We start from the raw sequence: 18,500 nt of genomic DNA, 5'->3' as shown, positions 1-18,500 counted from the left end.
TTGCGGTGGCCGCCGGACGGCAGCCGCCGAACAGACCGGGCGGCGATCATGACCGCCCGATCACCTCGTCCCAGGCGCACGGCAGCGGCGAACGGCCGAGGACCAGGGCCTCGGCCTTGCGGCGCTCGTCGGCGCCCAGCGCGGCCCACAGCTCGCTGCCGGAATCGCGGGCGCCGTCGACCCCCAGCACCTCGGCCCGCCGGAACCAGCCGTAGGCGACCGCCCGATCGGTGCTGTTGCCGGCGACCTTCTGCGCGACCCGGCGCAGCACCCGGACCCCGGACACCACGTCTCCGGCGTAGATCTCGCCGAGCTTGTAGGCGGCCGGCCCGTGGCCCTGGCCGGCCGCCCGGCACAGCCAGGCGACCGCCTCCGGCGTGTCGTAGAAGCCCTGACCCTCGTCGATCGAGCAGCACAGCGCGTCGCCGACCCGGTACTGGGCCTCGGCGTCGCCCGACCGGGCGGCCTCGATGTTGTTGGACACGATGAGCTTGTCCCGGCCGATATTGGCCCCTTCGGCGACCACGCCGGCGCAACCGGCCGACAGGAACAGGCCCAGCATGCCGGCGTATTTCAGCATCCGGTTCATGCGACGTCCCCTTGCAGACCGCCGTCGATCATAGGCCGAACCGCCCGCCGGCGTCACCGCCGGAGTTCAGCGACACCGGAGTTCCGGGGCACTGGCGCGCCGCCGGCGATCGCGCCATTCTGCCGCCCGATGAGCGCCGCCGAGCCCCAGCACCAGCCCCAGCACGAGGCCCCGGACGAGCCCCCGGACCGCGCACCCCCGGACCGCGCGGCCCCGAGCACGGTCACCGCCCGCACCCTGGCGGCCATCCGCTGGGTGGCGCTCGGCGGCCAGCTCGCCACCCTGCTGGTGGTGCACTTCGGGTTCGGCTTCCCGCTGCCGCTGGCCCTGGCGCTGGCCATCGTCGCGGTGTCGGCGGCGCTCAACCTCACGCTGCTGCGCCGCCGCCCGGGACGCGACCGCCTGGACGAACGCGAGGCCGCGTTCTATCTGGGGTTCGACATCCTGCAGCTGGCCGCCCTGCTGTTCGTCACCGGCGGGCTCGGCAATCCGTTCGCGCTGCTGCTGCTGGCCCCGGTCACGGTGTCGGCGACGATCCTGACCCGGCGCTCGACCATTCATCTCTGCACGCTGGCCCTGGCCTGCGCCACCGCCCTGGCGTTCGCCCACCTGCCGTTGCCGTGGCTGGACGAGCAGGGCTTCAAGCTGCCGGCGATCTACACCGGCGGCCTGTGGGTCGCGCTGGTCGTCGCCCTGGTGTTCAACGCCGCCTATGCCTGGTGGGTGGCCGAGGAGGCGCGCCGGATCTCGGCGGCGCTGGCCGCCACCCAGGAGGCGCTGGCCCGCCAGCAGCGGCTGGCCGCCGTCGGCGCCCTCGCCGCCGCCGCCGCCCACGAGTTGGGCAGCCCGCTCGGCACCATCGCGGTGGTCGCCCGCGAGCTGGCGCGCGAGCTCCCCCCCGGCAGCGACCTCGCCGAGGATGCCCAGCTGCTGCTGTCGGAGAGCCAGCGCTGCCGCGACATCCTGGCCAGCCTGGCCCGGCGCTCCGACCCGGAGCCGCACGACTCGTTCGCGGAGCTGCCGTTCGACGCCCTGGTGGAGCAGGCGGCCGAGCCGCACCAGCGCGACGGCGTCGCGGTGATCGTCGAGGCGCACGCCCCCGACGGCGCGCCGGTCGCGACGCGCGCACCGGTGGTGCGGCCGACGCCCGAGCTCCTGCACGGGCTCGGCTCGATCATCCAGAACGCCGTGCAGTTCGCCTCCGCCACGGTCGAGATCACGGTCGGCTGGAGCGACGACGGCACGCTGTCGGTGGAAGTCGAGGACGACGGCCCGGGCTTCGCGCCGTCGGTGCTGTCCCGGCTCGGCGAGCCGTACGTGTCGACCCGGGCTGGTCGCGACGGACACATGGGGCTGGGGCTGTTCATCGCCCGCACCCTGCTGGAGCGCACCGGGGCGGAGGTCGGGTTCGCCAACCGCGCCGACGGCGGCGCCCGGGTCGACGTGCGCTGGCCGGACGGGCTGCGCCTCGATCCGCCACGCTGATGCCCATATTGTCGCCCGTTTGTCAGGTTCCACCCTGGAATCGGTCAAAACACTTGATCCCGACCCGCAATCACGACATTTGATGAGGGCAATGCCGACCGCCGACCACATTCCCGCCCCACTGCCCGCCGCCCTGCCGGCGGGTGCCGACGCCACCCTCCTGATCGTCGACGACGACGGTCCGTTGCGGAACCGCCTGTCGCGCGCCATGGAGCGCCGCGGCTTCGCGGTCACCGCCGTGGAAAGCGTGCGCGAGGGCCTGGCCGCCGCGCGCGGGACGCCGCCGGCCTATGCCATCATCGACCTGCGGCTCGCCGACGGCAGCGGCCTCGACGTGGTCGGCGCGTTGCGCGACGCCCGGCCGGACGCCCGGATCGTCATGCTGACCGGCTACGGCAACATCGCGACCGCGGTCGCCGCCGTGAAGGCCGGCGCCATCGACTACCTGCCGAAGCCGGCCGACGCCGACGCCATCACCGCCGCCCTGCTGGACCACGCCGACGCCCTGCCGCCGCCGCCGGAAAACCCGATGTCGGCCGACCGGGTCCGCTGGGAGCACATCCAGCGGGTCTACGAGCAGTGCGACCGCAACGTGTCGGAGACCGCGCGCCGGCTGCGCATGCACCGCCGCACCCTGCAGCGGATCCTCGCCAAGCACGCCCCGCGCGGCTGACGTTCCGACCCCGTCGCATCGTAGGTTCCGGATGCGTCCCGCCTTCGGCGCGCCGCTCCGGAATGACGATGGGGTTTGATCTCCCCGCAGCGGCCGACCTCACCTGCCGTCATTCCGGACGGGCACGCGCTCGCGTGATCGGTCCGGAACCCACGAAGCGACGGGCGATTGCGCTGTACGCGAAGCCCCGCCGACCGATCAGCCGACCCGGCCCTCGCTGGTCAGCAGCTTGTCGATGTAGCGGCCCTGGTACATCGTGATGCCGAGCGACTGGCCGAACCGCACCGCCTCGTCGGAGTCGCAGCGCGCCAGGATGATGCGCGCCCGCCCGCAGCGGTCGATGTGCTCCTTCAGCTCGGAGGTCCGCGACCCCGACAGGTCGTCGGCCATGTCCGGCGTCCAGATCAGCTTCAGCAGGTCGAGGCCGAGCCGTTCGCGGTCGATGAACTGCAGGGTCAGGTGGTTCAGCCCGTCCAGGCAGATCCGGTAGCCGCGCTCGCGCATGAAGTCGCGGGCGAACATGTAGGCGCCCATGTCGCCGAAGATGTCGATCTTCTGCAGCTCGATGACCACGGTGCCGCGGGCGATCGCCTTCAGCGACGAGTCGAAGTTCAGGAACGGCGGCGACAGGATGGTGCCGACGTTCAGGTTGATGCTGAACGAGCTGGCGATCGAGCTGTCGTCGTTGCGCACCAGCATCGACAGCATGCGGCTGTCGAGGGTCTGGGTCAGGTGCTGGAACAGCCACAGGTTCGAGGCCAGGTCGAATTCCGGCAGCACCGACTGCTGAAGGTCGGCGATCGAGATGTACAGCTCGCGGAACACCGGCTGCGGGGCCTGGCTGCCCGGGGTGATGGCGCAGACCGCCTGGCGGCGCATCAGGTTCGACAGGTCGGCGCGGCGCAGGAAGTTTTCGAGCTTGCCGAGCTGCTCGGGATCGAGCGCCTTGCGCGAGCCCTTGTTGAGCTGCGCGCCCTTCTCGCTGGCGACCGCCAGCCGGGCCTTGCGCTCGCGCTCGCGGTGCATGGACTTGACGATGTCCAGCAGCTCGTCGAACTGGCTCTCGACGTTGTACCAGGTGCAGAACCGCGCGAGGTCCTCCTCCTCGTCGCCCTGGCTCAGCGGGTCCTCGCTGAACAGGTAGCGGACCTTCATGATCGCCGCGTCGATGTCCTCGATCGCCGCGTCCTTGCAGATGAAGAACAGGTCGGAGTTCGAGAGCACGAAGATCTGGCCCTCGTAGTTGTTGACCATGCCCTCGAAGGTGGCGGCCGCGATCCGGATGTGGTGATCCTGGCGGTTCTGCGGGCGCAGCCGCGACAGATGGATGTGCACCGCCATCCGGCCTTCGAGGTTGCGGCCGAGCCGCTGCAGGTAGTCGAGCAGGAGATACTCCTGGCTCGGACCCCGCGACCGGTTCTGCACTTGACTGATCGCCATGGATCTCCCGTCCGTCAAAGCGACGATGTCGGCGTGACGGCGCTCCCCTCTCGCGCCCTGATCTACGCTAGCACCGCGCCGTGCACGCGTAAACGAGCCCCACAGGCGCTAGCAATTAGCTTCAAATCGAGGCAAAATCCAGGAAATTCAAAGGCTCAGCGCTTCCGGATTGCCCCACCATCTCATTGAACATTCAATAATGGCTTTTAGTCAAACTCTTAGTCGTCTAGATTAATGTCGCAACTCAGCTAGTGGGCGGGCGGTCTCCGGTATGACGGTTCCAGATCAGGCGAAAGGGTGCCGGCGCACGGGCGTGCGGGCCCGGGTAGCGCCCCGCCTCGCCGCGGTCCTGGTCGGGGCCGCCGCCGTGCTGGCGGCCGTCGCGCCCGCGTCCGCGCAGATTTCCGACGCCGAGCGCGACTCGGTCGGGCAGCGCCCGCGCCTGGACTACGAGAGCTACGGGCTGTCGCTCGACCCGGTCGACCGCGGTGCCCGGACCACCGGCAGCTCGCCGGTCTACGCGTTCACCCGGATGGAGGTCGAGACCGGCCACGACAGCAACGTGCGCCGGGTGTCGTCGGGCGAGACCGCCAGCGTGTTCACCGTCGCCCGTCCGGGACTGTCGCTGCACCTCGACGGCGAGAAGCAGCAGACCAGCCTGACCGGGCAGGCCGCGATCGGCCGCTACGGCTCGTCCAGCGGCGACGCCTACGAGGACCTCCAGCTCAACCTGCGCAGCCGGATCGAGATCGACGAGGACGCCGACCTGGCCCTGAACGCGGGGGCCGGGCGCTTCCACATCGAGCGCGGGTCCGACCTCGACCTCGGGCCGGCGTTCGGTACCCAGACCTACCGGGCCTACGAGTTCGGGGCCCAGCTCCAGACCCTGGCGCTGGCGGACAAGCCGATCGTCGGCACCGTGCAGTCGACCTGGTACCGGTTCGACGACGTCGACGGGGTCGACCGCAGCGGGCTCGACCGCTGGATCGGCGTCGGCAACGCCCGGATCGGCTTCGCCCAGGCCGGCGAGGTGTCGTTCTTCGTGCAGCCCGGCGTGCAGCGCGTCGACTACAGCCAGAACGATGCCGGCAACCCGGACTCGACCCGTCTCGACCTGTCGGTCGGGGCCACCTACTCGGGCGGCGCGGTCTCCCAGGTCTCCGGTTTCGCCGGCGTATCCCGGCGCAGCTACAGCCAGTCCGGCACCGCCGCCGAGTTCGCCGCCCTGGTCGGCGCCAAGGCGCTGTGGAACGCCACCGACCTGATGACGGTCACCGGCGACCTGTCGATCTCCAACGAGGACTCCACCCTGTCCAACGCCAGCAGCGTGGCCACCACCGAGATCGGCCTCGGCCTCGACTACGAGCCGCGCGACAACGTGATCCTCGGCACCAGGCTGCGCTGGACCGACTACCGGTACTCCGGCGACGTCGAGGACGAGCGCCTGTTCAAGGCCGGGCTGGACGTTCGCTATTTGTTAAACGAGTACGCCTACGTTGGCGCCGGCCTCCGGTGGGAGGACCAGGCCTCGAACGACCCGGCCAACGAGTTCCAGGCGACCGTCGCCTCGCTCCGCTTCGGGGCGAAGCTGTGTTGCCTGCGCGACTTCGTCACCGACGACCGGGAGGGCCGGACCGTCAGGCAGGGAGTGGTGAATGGCGTGTTCCGCTGACCCGATGCACCGGACGGAGCCGCCGCGCCGCCGCGCCGGCGGACTGCTGTCGCCGGTCCTAGCCCTGGCCGCGGCGCTCGTCCTGACGGCCTGCGGCAGCACGCCGGCGCCCGAGGAGCCGACACCGCCGCTGGCCGCCTACGTCATCGGCGCCGGCGACCGGGTCAAGGTGACGGTGCTCGAGATCAAGGACATGACCGTCGAGGCCGACGTCGCCGACGACGGCACCATCGAGCTGCCGCTGGTCGGCTCGGTGCGGATCGCCGGGCGCACGGCGCCGGAGGTGCGCACGGCGCTTTCGGAACGGCTGGCGCGCGACTTCATCAAGGACCCCAAGGTCAACGTGGAGGTCTCCAAGTACCGGCCGTTCTATGTCCTCGGCCAGGTCAACCGGCCCGGCAGCTACCCGTTCGAGCCCGAGATCGACATCCGCCGGGCGGTGGCGATCGCCGGCGGCTTCAACCGGCGCGCCGACACGTCCTCGGCCTACCTCGTGCGCGAACTCGGCGACCGGGACGACCGCCGCCGCGTCGATCTCCGGACCCGGGTGTTCCCGGGCGACGTGATCGAGGTCGACCGGCGGCTGTTCTAGGAACCCGGCATGTCGAACGTCACCGCCTTCCCGCGACGCCAGCAGGACACCGCCGAGACCGGCGGCGCGCGCGGCCCGGCACCGGTGTTCATGACCACCGAGACCTACGACGTCTGGTGGCTGATCAGCATCCTGCGGCGCCGCACCAAGCTGCTGCTGGCGGTGCTGACCGTCATCCCGATCCTGACGGCCCTGTACGTCAGCGCGCTGCCGAAGCAGTACTCGGCCAGCTCGCGCCTGCTGATCGAGGCGCAGCGCGAGCGTGTCCTCGGCATCGAGGCGGTGCTGCCGGCGATCGCCGGCGACAACAACACGGTACAGACCGAGGCCGAGTACATCGCCTCGCGCGAGATCGCGATCCGGACCGTCAAGGCGCTCGGCCTGATGGACGACCCGGAGTTCAACAGGGAGCTCGATGCCGAGGCCCGTCTGCACTGGGCCGAACGCTGGCTGCGGACACTGCCCGAGGAGTTCGCCGTCTACCTCGAACCGGCCGTCCGCTGGCTCGTCGAAAGCGGCGACGCCGCGTCCGGGGGGCAGGGCGAGATCCAGCCCGGCCCGATCCCCGACACCCTGGCCCTGGTCACCGACGAGTTCCTGGACAGGCTGACGGTCGAGGCCTCGCGGTTCGCCCGCGTCATCACCATCCGGTTCCGCTCGACCAGCCCGGAGACCGCCCGCCAGGTCGCCAACGGCGTCGCCGACAATTACCTGCGCGACATCCGCGAACGCCGCGAACAGGCGTTGCGGCGCGCCTCGCTGTTCCTGACCGACCGGGTCAGCGGCCTGCGGCAGAGCGTGATCGACGCCGAGCGCAAGCTCGAGCAGTTCCGGCGCGACCAGGGGCTGGTCGAGACCGGCGGGGCGACCCTGCTGCTGCAGCAGATCACGCACCTCAACGAGCAGCTGATCGCCGCCGAGACGGCGCGGGCCGAGACCGAGGCGCGCTACAGCCAGGTCCGGGCGCTGGCCAGCGACGACGGCGGGCTGGAGAGCCTCGACGCCGCGCTCCGCTCGCAGGTCGTCACCCAGCTGCGGACCCAGGAAGCGCTGCTGGGCCGCCGGATCGCCGAGCTGCAGTCGCAGTTCCAGCCCCGCTATCCCGAACTGGTCAAGGCCCGCCAGGAGCTGGAGGACCTGCGCCGGCTGATCCGCGCGGAAGTCGAGCGGATCGCCCAGAGCCTCCGCAACGAGGTGCAGATCGCCCGGGTCCGCGAGATCAACCTGAACGCCGCGATCCGCCGCCTGCAGGAGAAGCTGGAGGACCAGACCGACGCCGAGGTCACCCTGCGCTCGCTCGAGAGCGAGGTGGAGGCGAGCCGCGACCTCTACGAGCTGGTGCTCGGCCGGCTGAAGGCGACCGACGTGCAGGACGAGTCGGCCAATGCCCCGGAGGCGCGGATCATCTCGCGTGCCGTCACGCCGCAGAACGCGGTCTCGCCGCGCCGCGGCGTCGCGGTCCTGGCCTCGGTGCTCGGCGCCATGGTGATCGGCTGCTTCCTGGTGCTGGTCATCGAGTTCGCGATCCGCGGCTTCAAGACGCCGCAGCAGCTCGAGCTCGCCACCGGCCTGCCGGTGCTGGCCCAGATCCCGCTCAACGCCGACGTCAAGCACACCCTGCCGATGCACCGGCTCGTGGTCGAGCGGCCGGGATCGTCGATCACCCAGGCGATCCGGCGGCTGCGCACCACCATCACCCTCAGCCTCGGGGAGACCGAGGCCAGCCAGGTGGTGCTGGTCACCTCGACGATCTCCGGCGAGGGCAAGAGCTCGGTGGTCGAGGGCCTGGCGACCCTGTCGGCCCAGGCCGGCCGGCGGGTGCTGGTGATCGACGCCGACATGCAGAACCCGACCCTGCATACCCGGTTCGGCCTGTCCAACGTGGTCGGCCTGTCCGAGGTCCTGTCCGGCACGGTCGCCTCGGACGACGGCATCGAGTTCGACCCGGGCACCGGAATCTACTTCATGTCGCGCGGCCACTCGGTGCCGAACCCCGACGACCTGCTGGGCTCGGACGCCATGGAGGCGCTGATGCGCACCGCCCGCCGGCAGTTCGATCTGGTGATCGTCGACACCGCGCCGGTATCCAGCGTCGGCGACGCGCTGATCGTCACGCCGCGGGTCGACGGCGTGCTGTTCGTGGTCGAATGGGAGCGCACCCACCGCGAGATGGTGATCCAGAGCCTGCGCGACATCTACGAGATCGGAGAGAACGTGCTCGGCCTCGTGCTGTCGAAGGTCGACGTGCGGATCCAGTCCTTCGACAGCGGGACCGAGTACTACTACTACGCCCAGGAAGACAGGCGCCAGGAATCGACCTGAACCGGACCCGGGCAGGCGTTGGGGGACGCGGACTGTGAGGGAGACCCTCTCGATCGCAATGGGCGTGCTCTCGATCGTCGAGGCGGCGCTGCTGGCGGCCTGCGGCCTGCTCGCCCACTTCCTGCTCAACCCGGCCTGGGGCCCGGTCGGCTGGTACCCGGCCGGCTCGCTGGCGCTCGGGGTCGCGGCGATCCCCCTGCTGCGGCTGTTCGGCGCCTACCGGGTGAGCCAGACCCACCCGCTGGATCCGCGGGTCTTCCAGGCCCTGGTCGGCTGGATGGCGGTGTTCGCGGTGTTCCTCGCCTTCCTGAACCTCACGCAGACCACCGAGGTGTTCTCGCGCTCCTGGATCGTCGCCACCTTCACGCTCGGGGTGCTGGCGCTGCTGCTGGCGCGGGCGGTGGCGCTGCGCTATCTGCGGCAGCTCGCCAATGCCGGCCGGCTGGGGCCCCGGGTCGCCGTGATCGGCCGCGGCCAGGCCCTGCACGACGTCGCCCAGGCGGTGTTGCGCGACCCGTTCGGCCTGGCCCGGCTGATCGAGGCCCACGACCTCGGGCGCGATCCGGAGGCGGCGATGCAGCGGCTGATCGCGACCATCCGGGCCGGCAAGGTCTCCGAGGTCCTGATCGCCCTGGAGGAACCGAACGGCACCCTCGAGGCCCTGATCCACCCGCTGAAGTCGGAGGCGGTCGCCGTGCACCTGGCGCTGCCGTCTTCACTGCGCGGGGTGCCGGTTCTCGGGTTCGACCGGCCGGCCGGGATCCCCGCCCTGGCGCTTTCCGAAGTGCCGCTGTCCGGCTGGAGCTCGGTGGTGAAGCGGGTCGAGGACCTCGTCCTCGGCGCGCTGCTGCTGATCCTCGCCGCCCCGATGATGGGGCTGATCGCGCTGGCGATCCTGCTGGCGATGGGCCGACCGATCCTGTTCCGCCAGCACCGGCTCGGTTTCAACAACAACACCTTCGCGGTGTACAAGTTCCGCACCATGACCACCGCCGAGGACGGGGCGGTGGTGCCGCAGGCCCGTCGCGACGATCCCCGGATCACGCCGCTCGGCCGGATCCTGCGGCGCACCAGCCTGGACGAGCTGCCGCAGCTCATGAACGTCCTGCGCGGCGACATGTCGCTGGTCGGGCCTCGCCCGCACGCGGTCTCCCACAACACCCACTACGCCGCACTGATCGACGGCTATCTGGGGCGCCACCGGGTCAAACCCGGCATCACCGGCTGGGCCCAGGTCAACGGCCTGCGCGGCGAGACCGACACGCCGGACAAGATGCGCCGGCGCCTGGAGTACGACCTACACTACATCGAGAACTGGTCGCTGCTGTTCGACCTGCGGATCATCGCCCAGACCATCACCATCCTGCTCGGCGACCGCAACGCCTACTGAGCCGCCGGGCCATCCTGGGCCACGGCACCCGGTCCCCGCTCCGACCGGGTCTCCGCCAGCCAGCCGTCCAGCAGTGCCCGCATCTCCCGCACGAACCGCTCGCGCCCGAAGCCCTCGGCGTGGCGCCGGATGGCGGCCGGGTCGAACCTCGCCTCGATCGCCTCGAAGCGGTCCAGCGCCGCCCGCAGCGAATCCGGGGTCTGGGCATCGAAGAACAGGCCGGTGACGCCGTCGACGACGGTCTCGCAGGCACCGCCGCGGCCGAACGCGACGACCGGGCGGCCGCTGGCCATCGCCTCCAGCGGCACGATCCCGAAATCCTCCTCGGCGCAGAACACCAGCGCCCGGCACCGGGCGTACAGGCGGGCCAGCTCCTCGTCCGAGACCCGGCCGAGGAACCGCACGTTCGGCGTGGCCTCGCGGCGCAGCGCCGCCAGCTCGGGGCCCTCGCCGACCACCAGCAGCTGGCGCCCGCTGCCGGCGAACGCCCGGACCGCGACGTCGGCCCGCTTGTAGCCGACCAGCTGGCTCGCGAACAGATAGGCCTCGCCCGGGCCGTCCGGGTCGACGGCGAACCGCTCGAGCTCGACCGGCGGGTGCACGACCACCGAGTCGCGCCGCCAGAACCGGCGGATCCGGCGGGCGACGGTCGCCGAGTTGGCGACGAACCGGTCGACCCGCGGCACCGTGCTCACGTCCCAGATCCGCAGCCGGTGCAGCAGCCAGGCGGCCAGCGGCCGGGCCGGGGCCGGCAGCTCGCGGAGATAACCTTCCGGCATCACCCAGGCATAGCGCATCGGGCTGTGGCAGTAGCAGACGTGCAGCGCCTCGGCCGGCGGCAACACCCCCTTGGTCGGGCCGCCCTCGCTGCTGATCACGAGGTCGTAGCCCGAGAGGTCGAGACGCTCCAGCGCCAGCGGCATCAGCGGCAGCAGCTTCTGGTACAGCCGACGGGCACCGGGGATCCGGCCGATGAAGGTGGTTCCCTTGAGGCGGGCGGCGATGCGCGGCGAGATCCCGGCCGGATCGGCGACATGGGTGAAGACGTCGGCGTCCGGGTAGAGGTCGAGCAGGGCCTCGAGTACGCGCTCGCCGCCGCGCATGGTCACCAGCCAGTAGTGGATGATCGCGACCCGCATCGCCCCCCCGTCGTCCAGTCGTCGTCCGGTCGTCGTCCGGTCGTCGCCCGACCGTAGCACCACCGGCCGGAAGGCCGCCATTCCGGGCGGTTTGCGCCAGATCAATTCGGCCGCAGGCGCCCCGAATCACGTTGAAAACCGGCGGCTCCAGCTTATATGCAATAAAGATAAAATTGAATGCATGAACGCCGATCGGGGTGTCGGTCCTGAGGGGGACGCCGACGACGCCCCGAGCCAGTCGAGTGCGCTCCGAAACATCGTCGTGCGCCGGCGGTCCCGGATGGGGCCGGTAGCGCGGCCCGATGCAACGTTCGGCACATGCCGAGAGGTGATGCTGTGGCGAAGACCAAGGGAACTCCGGCCAACGACACCCTGCTGGGCACGGACGGCAACGACGTCCTGCGCAGCGGTCCGGCTGACGACCTGCTGCAGGGCGGCGGCGGCGACGACTCGCTGTATGGAAACCCCGGGAACGACACCTTGTCCGGCGGTGCCGGCGACGACTTCCTGCGCGGCGACCCCGGCGACGACGTGCTGTATGGCGGCGACGGCAGCGACACGCTGCTGGGCGGTGTCGGCGACGACGTTCTCTATGGCGGCGCGGGCGACCGGCTGATCGACGGCGGCGTCGGCAACGATACCCTCTACATCGCCTCCGAGGCCGACCTCACGGGCATCGAGATCCGCAACGTCGAGCATATCGTGTTCACCGGTCCGGTCCACCTCACCCTGACCGGCACCGCCGGCGACGACACGCTGGTGGGCGGTGCCGGCAACGACGTCCTGTCGGGCGGCGACGGCAGCGACGTGCTGTTCGGTGAGAGCGGCAACGATCTGCTGGTCGGCGGCAACGGGGCCGACGTCCTGTATGGCGGGGCCGGGACCGACACGCTGTCAGGCGGCACCGGCGACGACACCGTGTGGGCGGAGGCCGGCGACGGGCCGCTGGACGGCGGCGACGGCAACGACGTGCTGGTGGTCGCACAGGGCACCGACCTGGACGGTCTGGCGCAGTCCGGCTTCGAGACCGCCTGGTTCGTGGACGGCACCGGTACGGTCGTCGAAACCCGGGACCTGACCCCGCCGGTCGACTTGAACGGCCCGACCTTCCTGTTCCGCTCCGGCGGCCTGGTCCAGGCCATGCAGGTCGACGGCACCGAGACCGCTCGGTTCGGCGACTCCGAGGGGCTGACCTCCGATTGGCAGCTGGCCGGCAAGGGCGACGTCAACGGCGACGGCCAGGACGACTTCGTCTGGCGCAACCAGAACGACGGCTCGTTCGCGGTGTGGTCGCTGGACGAGACCCGGCCGATCGAGCTCGGCGACGTGTTCGGCCTCGAGCCGAGATACGGCCTGGCGGCGTTCGCCGACTTCAACGGCGACGGCACCGACGACTACCTGTGGCGCGACGCCGACACCGGCAACATCGCGGTGTGGACCACAAGCGGCCTCAACAGCGTCACCAAGGGCGATCTGCTGGGCATCGACAACACCTGGCAGATCGCCGCGGTCGACCAGTTCGGTAACGGCGGCCAGGACATCCTGTGGCGCAACGCCGGCACCGGCGAGATCGCGATCTGGGAGATGAACGGCACCGGCGAGCCGACCCGCGGCGCCGTCCACGGCATCGCCAACGACTGGCAGCTCGCCGAAACCGCGGACTTCGACGCCGACGGCCGGGCCGACATGCTGTGGCGCAACCAGAACGACGGCTCGCTGGCGGTCTGGACGTCCGAGGGCGGCGGCGCGGTCGCCCGCGGCAACGTGCTGGGCCTCGGCACCGACTGGCAGGTCGCCGGCACGGCGGATTTCGGCGGCGACGGCAAGGCCGACCTGCTGCTGCGCAACGACAGCCTGGGCCAGGTCGCGGTCTGGCAGATGGACGGCACCGGCGAGCCGGTCCGCGGCAGCACCTTCGAGGTGCCGGCGGGATGGCAGGTCCAGGCGATCGACGACTTCAACGGCGACGGCAAGGCCGATATCCTGTGGCGGAACCAGCAGGCCGGCGTCATGTCGGTTTGGGAGATGGACGGCGACGCCGCCGCCCAGCGCTACGACTTCGGCTTCGACGGCGACCTGACCGTCCTGGCGGTCCGGGACCTGTCGGCGGACGGTCAGCAGGGCATCCTGGCCCGGGCGTCGAACGGCGATCTCGCGGCGTTCATGTTCAACGACGGCGCGGCGCCGACGGTTGCCGCGATCGGCCAGCTGCCGACCGACTGGGACCTGCTGTAGCGCGATTGCGACCGGCCGCCGCCCGGCGGAGATCTGCCCGCGACGACCGGCCGCAACCGATATAGGTAAAATTTTATGGAAATTTTGGGCGAGTAACTCTAGCTTAACCTCAGCAGTCCAAAGTGCGTTTGTGGGGAGCGCCTGGAAGCTGCTGGCAGGCCGACCGGCCGAGCCGCTCTTCTTTGGTTCCCAGCGTCTGAAATGAGCCCCGGCGTGCCCAACCACGGGACCGGACGCGACGGGGACGCCGGCCGGAGAATCCGGCTGACGGTACAAGGGGGTCGCCGTGGGCAAGAAGAAGAAAGACGCGATCGTGGGGACCGATCAGAACGATACGCTCGTCGGAACGGCGGGCAAGGACACCCTGTCGGGTCGCGACGGCGATGACGTGCTCGCCGCGGGCGGTCACGACGACCGTCTCTACGGCGGCGACGGCGACGACACCCTCTCCGGCGGCGACGGCAAGGACCTGCTGTACGGCGGCGACGACGACGACCGGCTGCACGGCGGCGCCGATCGCGACACCCTGTTCGGCAACGACGGCGACGACGTGCTGTCGGGCGGCGACGGCAACGACCTGCTGCGCGGCGGCGACGGCGACGACACGGCGTACGGCGGCGCCGCCAACGACGTGCTGTCCGGCCGCGACGGCGACGACGTGCTGTCCGGCGGTGACGGCGCCGACACCGTCAAGGGCGGCGACGGTGACGACACGATCCACGGCGGCGAAGGCGCCGACCGGCTGTCGGGCGGCGAAGGCGACGACGCCATCCATGCCGACGCCGACGACAGCTACATCGACGGCGGCGACGGCAACGACACGCTGTACGTCGGGTCCGAGGACGACCTCGCGAACATCACGGTCCGCAACGTCGAGCACATCGTCTACACCGACCAGCCGGCGGCCCGCGAGGGCGGCGACCAGACCGTCTCGGGCAACTGGCAGAACGAGACCCTGTCCGGCGGCGCCGGCAACGACCTGATCCAGGGCAGCGGCGGCAGCGACGCCCTGCTCGGCGGCGGCGGCAACGACACCCTGTCGGGCGGCTGGGCCGACGACACCCTGTCCGGCGGCGACGGCGACGACCGGCTGGTCGGCCGCGGCGGCCAGGACCAGTTCTACGGCGGAGCCGGCGACGACACCCTGTCGGGCAACTGGGCCGGCGAGACCCTGTCCGGCGGCGCCGGCAACGACCTGATCGAGGGCCTCGGCGGATCCGACTCCATGGTCGGCGGGGCCGGCGACGACACCCTGTCGGGCGGTGGGGCCGGCGATACCCTGTCCGGTGGCGACGGCAACGACCTGCTGTCCGGCGGCGACGGCAACGATCGGCTGTCCGGCGGCGACGGCGCCGACAGCCTGTCGGGCGGCGCCGAGGACGACACCCTGGTCGGCGCCGACGGCGACGACCTCCTGCAGGGCGGGGACGGCAACGACGCGCTCTCCGGCGGGGACGGCAACGATGCATTGAGCGGCGGCGGCGCCAACGACGCGCTGATCGGCGGCGACGGCAACGACACGCTGGTCGGCGGGGCCGCGAACGACACGCTGTCGGGCGGCGACGGAACCGACCAGCTGTACGGCGGCGACGGCAACGACAGCCTGCGTGGCGACGACGAAGCCGACATGCTCGACGCCGGCGCCGGGCACGACACGCTGGTCGGCGGCGACGGCGACGACACCCTCTCCGGTGGCGAAGGCAACGACTACCTCTATGGTGGCGACGGCAACGACCTGCTGTACGGCGGGGCCGGCGACCGCGTGATCGACGGCGGCGACGGCGACGACACGCTGTACGTGGCGCGCCGCGCGGACCTCGACGGCGTCGACGTGCGCAACGTCGAGACCATCGTGTACGGCGATGCCCCGGCCCCGGGAGAGGGCCAGACCCTGGTCGGCAACTGGCGCGACGACAGCCTTTCGGGCGGCGACGGCGACGACCTGATCCGCGGCCGCGGCGGCTACGACACGCTGGTCGGCGCCGACGGCAACGACACCCTGTCGGGCGGCTGGGCCGACGACACGCTGTCCGGCGGCGCTGGTGACGACCTGGCGTCCGGTTTCGGCGGCGCCGACCTGTTCGACGGCGGCGCCGGCAACGACACCCTGGTCGGCGACTGGGCGTCCGACACCATGTCCGGCGGCGACGGCGACGACTCGCTGCTCGCGGCCGGCGGCAACGACGTGCTGTACGGCGGCGACGGATCCGACACCCTGTCGGCCGGCGGCGGCGACGACATGGTCCAGGGCGGGGCCGGCGCGGATATCGGCATCGGCGGCGGCGGCAACGACACCCTGGCCGGCGGCGAAGGCAACGACGCGCTCAGCGGTGGCGAGGGCGACGACCAGATTTCCGGCGGGATCGGGGACGACCTGGTCCTGGGCGGTGCCGGCAACGACACGCTCTCCGGCGGCGAAGGCGCGGATACGCTGTCCGGCGGGGCCGGCAACGATGCGCTCTATGGCGGGGCCGGCGAGGCCATTGTCGAAGGCGGCGCCGGCAACGACACGCTGGTCGGCGGCGCCGGCAACGACGCGCTCAGCGGCGGCGAGGGCAACGACCAGATCTCCGGCGGCGCCGGGGCTGACCTGCTGAGCGGCGGGGCCGGCAACGACACCCTGTCGGGTGGCGAGGGTGCGGACAGCCTGTCGGCCGGTGCGGGCGACGACGTGATCTACGGCGGTGCCGGCGACGCGGTGATCGAGGGTGGGGCCGGCAACGACACGCTCTACGCCGAGAACCGGGCGGCGCTGGACGGAGTCGACGTGCGCAACGTCGAGACCATCGTGTACGCCGACAACGACGACGCGCTGCAGGGCACTGCCGGCGACGACACCCTGTCCGGCGGGATCGGCAACGACACGCTGGTCGGCGGTGCCGGCAACGACGCGCTCAGCGGCGGCGAAGGCGACGACCAGATCTCGGCCGGTGCGGGCGACGACCTGGTCAGCGCGGGCGCCGGCAACGACACGCTGTCAGGCGGCGAAGGTGCGGACAGCCTGTCCGCGGGTGCGGGCGACGACGTGATCTACGGCGGGGCCGGCGACGCGGTGATCGAGGGCGGTGCCGGCAACGACACGCTCTATGCCGAGAACCGCGCGGCCCTCGACGGCGTCGACGTGCGCAACGTCGAGACCATCGTCTACGCCGACAACGACGACGCGCTGCAGGGCACTGGCGGCGACGACACCCTGTCCGGCGGGATCGGCAACGACACGCTGGTCGGTGGGGCCGGCAACGACGCGCTCAGCGGCGGCGAGGGCGACGACCAGATCTCGGCCGGTGCGGGCGACGACCTGGTCAGCGCGGGCGCCGGCAACGACACCCTGTCGGGCGGCGAGGGTGCGGACAGCCTGTCGGCCGGTGCGGGCGACGACGTGATCTACGGCGGTGCCGGCGACGCGGTGATCGAGGGCGGCGCCGGCAACGACACGCTCTATGCCGAGAACCGGGCGGCGCTGGACGGAGTCGACGTGCGCAACGTCGAGACCATCGTGTACGCCGACAACGACGACGCGCTGCAGGGCACTGCCGGCGACGACACCCTGTCCGGCGGGATCGGCAACGACACGCTGGTCGGCGGCGCCGGCAACGACGCGCTCAGCGGCGGCGAGGGCAACGACCAGATCTCCGGCGGCGCCGGGGCCGACCTGCTGAGCGGCGGTGCCGGCAACGACACCCTGTCGGGCGGCGAAGGTGCGGACAGCCTGTCGGCCGGTGCGGGCGACGACGTGATCTACGGCGGGGCCGGCGACGCGGTGATCGAGGGCGGGGCCGGCAACGACACGCTCTATGCCGAGAACCGCGCGGCGCTGGACGGAGTCGACGTGCGCAACGTCGAGACCATCGTCTACGCCGACAACGACGACCAGCTGGTCGGGACCTCGGGTGCGGACACCCTGTCCGGCGGGATCGGCAACGACACGCTGGTCGGTGGGGCCGGCAACGACGCGCTCAGCGGCGGCGAGGGCGACGACCAGATCTCGGCCGGTGCGGGGGCCGATCTGCTGAGCGGCGGCGCCGGCAACGACACACTCTCCGGTGGCGAGGGTGCCGACTCCCTGTCCGCCGGTGCGGGCGACGACGTGATCTACGGCGGTGCCGGCGATGCGGTGATCGAGGGCGGTGCCGGCAACGACACGCTCTATACCGAGAACCGGGCGGCGCTGGACGGCGTCGACGTGCGCAACGTCGAGACCATCGTGTACGCCGACAACGACGACCAGCTGGTCGGAACGTCCGGTGCGGACACCCTGTCCGGCGGGATCGGCAACGACACCCTGGTCGGCGGTGCCGGCAACGACGCCCTGTCGGGCGGCGAAGGCGACGATGCGATCTCCGGCGGCGCCGGGGCCGATCTGCTGAGCGGCGGCGCCGGCAACGACACACTCTCCGGTGGCGAGGGCGCGGACAGCCTGTCCGCCGGTGCGGGCGACGACGTGATCTATGGCGGTGCCGGCGATACGGTGATCGAGGGCGGTGCCGGCAACGACACGCTGTACGTCAACAGCCGGGCCGATCTCGAGGGCGTCGACGTGCGCAATGTCGAGACCATCGTCTACGCCACACCGGACGACACGCTGCAAGGCACTGCCGGCGACGACACCCTGACGGGTGGCGAAGGCAACGACATCCTCTCGGGTGCCGGCGGCAACGACGTTCTGTCGGGCGGGGCGGGCACCGACACCCTGGTCGGCGGCGAGGGCAACGACGCGCTGTCCGGCGGGGCCGAGGCGGACACCCTGTCCGGCGGGGCCGGCGACGACGCCATGGTCGGCGGCGAAGGCAACGACTCGGTCGACGGCGGGGCCGGCGACGACACCGGCCTCGGCGGCGGCGGCGACGACACCGTGGCCGGCGGCGACGGCAGCGACGCGCTCTCGGGCGGCGAGGGCAACGACGCGCTGTCCGGCGGGGCCGAGGCGGACACCCTGTCCGGCGGGGCCGGCGACGACGCCATG

General features: G+C 71.5%; 11 protein-coding genes. 8 read left to right on the top strand and 3 right to left on the bottom strand.

Going from position 1 to position 18,500, the window contains the following annotated elements:
* Positions 1-46: 46 nt before the first annotated feature.
* Positions 47-589 carry an SEL1-like repeat protein gene (locus IE246_RS01800; RefSeq protein ID WP_189987196.1) on the bottom strand — a complete coding sequence of 181 codons (543 nt, stop codon included), beginning with the start codon at positions 587-589 and terminating at the stop codon, positions 47-49.
* A gap of 129 nt (positions 590-718) precedes the next feature.
* Between IE246_RS01800 and IE246_RS01795 the strand changes: the two genes are divergently transcribed.
* Both IE246_RS01795 and IE246_RS01790 read left to right on the top strand, forming a co-directional pair.
* Positions 719-2,074, top strand: a complete 1,356-nt coding sequence (locus IE246_RS01795) for an ActS/PrrB/RegB family redox-sensitive histidine kinase (RefSeq protein ID WP_189987195.1) — start codon at positions 719-721, stop codon at positions 2,072-2,074.
* A gap of 91 nt (positions 2,075-2,165) precedes the next feature.
* Positions 2,166-2,747, top strand: a complete 582-nt coding sequence (locus IE246_RS01790) for an ActR/PrrA/RegA family redox response regulator transcription factor (protein WP_189987194.1) — start codon at positions 2,166-2,168, stop codon at positions 2,745-2,747.
* Positions 2,748-2,945: 198 nt separating this feature from the next.
* Here IE246_RS01790 and IE246_RS01785 read toward each other — a convergent pair whose 3' ends face one another.
* On the bottom strand, positions 2,946-4,187 hold the full coding sequence (locus tag IE246_RS01785) for a hypothetical protein (RefSeq protein WP_189987193.1): 1,242 nt from the start codon (positions 4,185-4,187) through the stop codon (positions 2,946-2,948).
* Between the two features lie 313 nt (positions 4,188-4,500).
* On the opposite strand from IE246_RS01785, the gene IE246_RS01780 reads away from it, so the two are divergent.
* From IE246_RS01780 to IE246_RS27835, 4 genes are read left to right on the top strand one after another with little or no spacing between them, the layout of a single operon-like run.
* Positions 4,501-5,859 carry an outer membrane beta-barrel protein gene (locus IE246_RS01780; RefSeq protein WP_189987192.1) on the top strand — a complete coding sequence of 453 codons (1,359 nt, stop codon included), beginning with the start codon at positions 4,501-4,503 and terminating at the stop codon, positions 5,857-5,859.
* On the top strand, positions 5,843-6,451 hold the full coding sequence (locus IE246_RS01775) for a polysaccharide biosynthesis/export family protein (protein WP_189987191.1): 609 nt from the start codon (positions 5,843-5,845) through the stop codon (positions 6,449-6,451). The genes IE246_RS01780 and IE246_RS01775 overlap by 17 nt, the downstream gene beginning before the upstream one ends.
* Positions 6,452-6,460: 9 nt before the next feature.
* A complete protein-coding gene (locus tag IE246_RS01770; RefSeq protein ID WP_189987190.1) occupies positions 6,461-8,773 on the top strand; it encodes a GumC family protein in 2,313 nt (770 codons plus the stop codon).
* Positions 8,774-8,807: 34 nt separating this feature from the next.
* Positions 8,808-10,163, top strand: coding sequence for an undecaprenyl-phosphate glucose phosphotransferase (locus tag IE246_RS27835; protein ID WP_229836215.1), 1,356 nt, complete (start codon positions 8,808-8,810; stop codon positions 10,161-10,163).
* Here the strand turns inward: IE246_RS27835 and IE246_RS01760 are convergent.
* Complete coding sequence (locus IE246_RS01760; RefSeq protein WP_189987189.1) at positions 10,157-11,302, bottom strand: glycosyltransferase; 1,146 nt, start codon at positions 11,300-11,302, stop codon at positions 10,157-10,159. The two genes, IE246_RS27835 and IE246_RS01760, sit on opposite strands and share 7 nt — an antisense overlap.
* 336 nt (positions 11,303-11,638) lie before the next feature.
* Between IE246_RS01760 and IE246_RS01755 the strand changes: the two genes are divergently transcribed.
* Both IE246_RS01755 and IE246_RS01750 read left to right on the top strand, forming a co-directional pair.
* Positions 11,639-13,537 carry an FG-GAP-like repeat-containing protein gene (locus IE246_RS01755; protein ID WP_189987188.1) on the top strand — a complete coding sequence of 633 codons (1,899 nt, stop codon included), beginning with the start codon at positions 11,639-11,641 and terminating at the stop codon, positions 13,535-13,537.
* 286 nt (positions 13,538-13,823) lie between these two features.
* Positions 13,824-18,500, top strand: a 4,677-nt coding sequence (locus IE246_RS01750; RefSeq protein WP_189987187.1) for a beta strand repeat-containing protein, incomplete at its 3' end; no start/stop codon positions are given.

Origin of the sequence: Thalassobaculum fulvum (assembly GCF_014652915.1) — a bacterium.
Lineage (GTDB): Bacteria > Pseudomonadota > Alphaproteobacteria > Thalassobaculales > Thalassobaculaceae > Thalassobaculum_A > Thalassobaculum_A fulvum.
This window is presented reverse-complemented; position numbering and strand designations above follow the sequence as displayed.

Coding starts and splice junctions, on each gene's coding strand:
- IE246_RS01800 (WP_189987196.1), bottom strand. CDS start 589: ATGAACCGGATGCTGAAATACGCCGGCATGCTGGGCCTGTTCCTGTCG.
- IE246_RS01795 (WP_189987195.1), top strand. CDS start 719: ATGAGCGCCGCCGAGCCCCAGCACCAGCCCCAGCACGAGGCCCCGGAC.
- IE246_RS01790 (WP_189987194.1), top strand. CDS start 2,166: ATGCCGACCGCCGACCACATTCCCGCCCCACTGCCCGCCGCCCTGCCG.
- IE246_RS01785 (WP_189987193.1), bottom strand. CDS start 4,187: ATGGCGATCAGTCAAGTGCAGAACCGGTCGCGGGGTCCGAGCCAGGAG.
- IE246_RS01775 (WP_189987191.1), top strand. CDS start 5,843: ATGGCGTGTTCCGCTGACCCGATGCACCGGACGGAGCCGCCGCGCCGC.
- IE246_RS01770 (WP_189987190.1), top strand. CDS start 6,461: ATGTCGAACGTCACCGCCTTCCCGCGACGCCAGCAGGACACCGCCGAG.
- IE246_RS01760 (WP_189987189.1), bottom strand. CDS start 11,302: ATGCGGGTCGCGATCATCCACTACTGGCTGGTGACCATGCGCGGCGGC.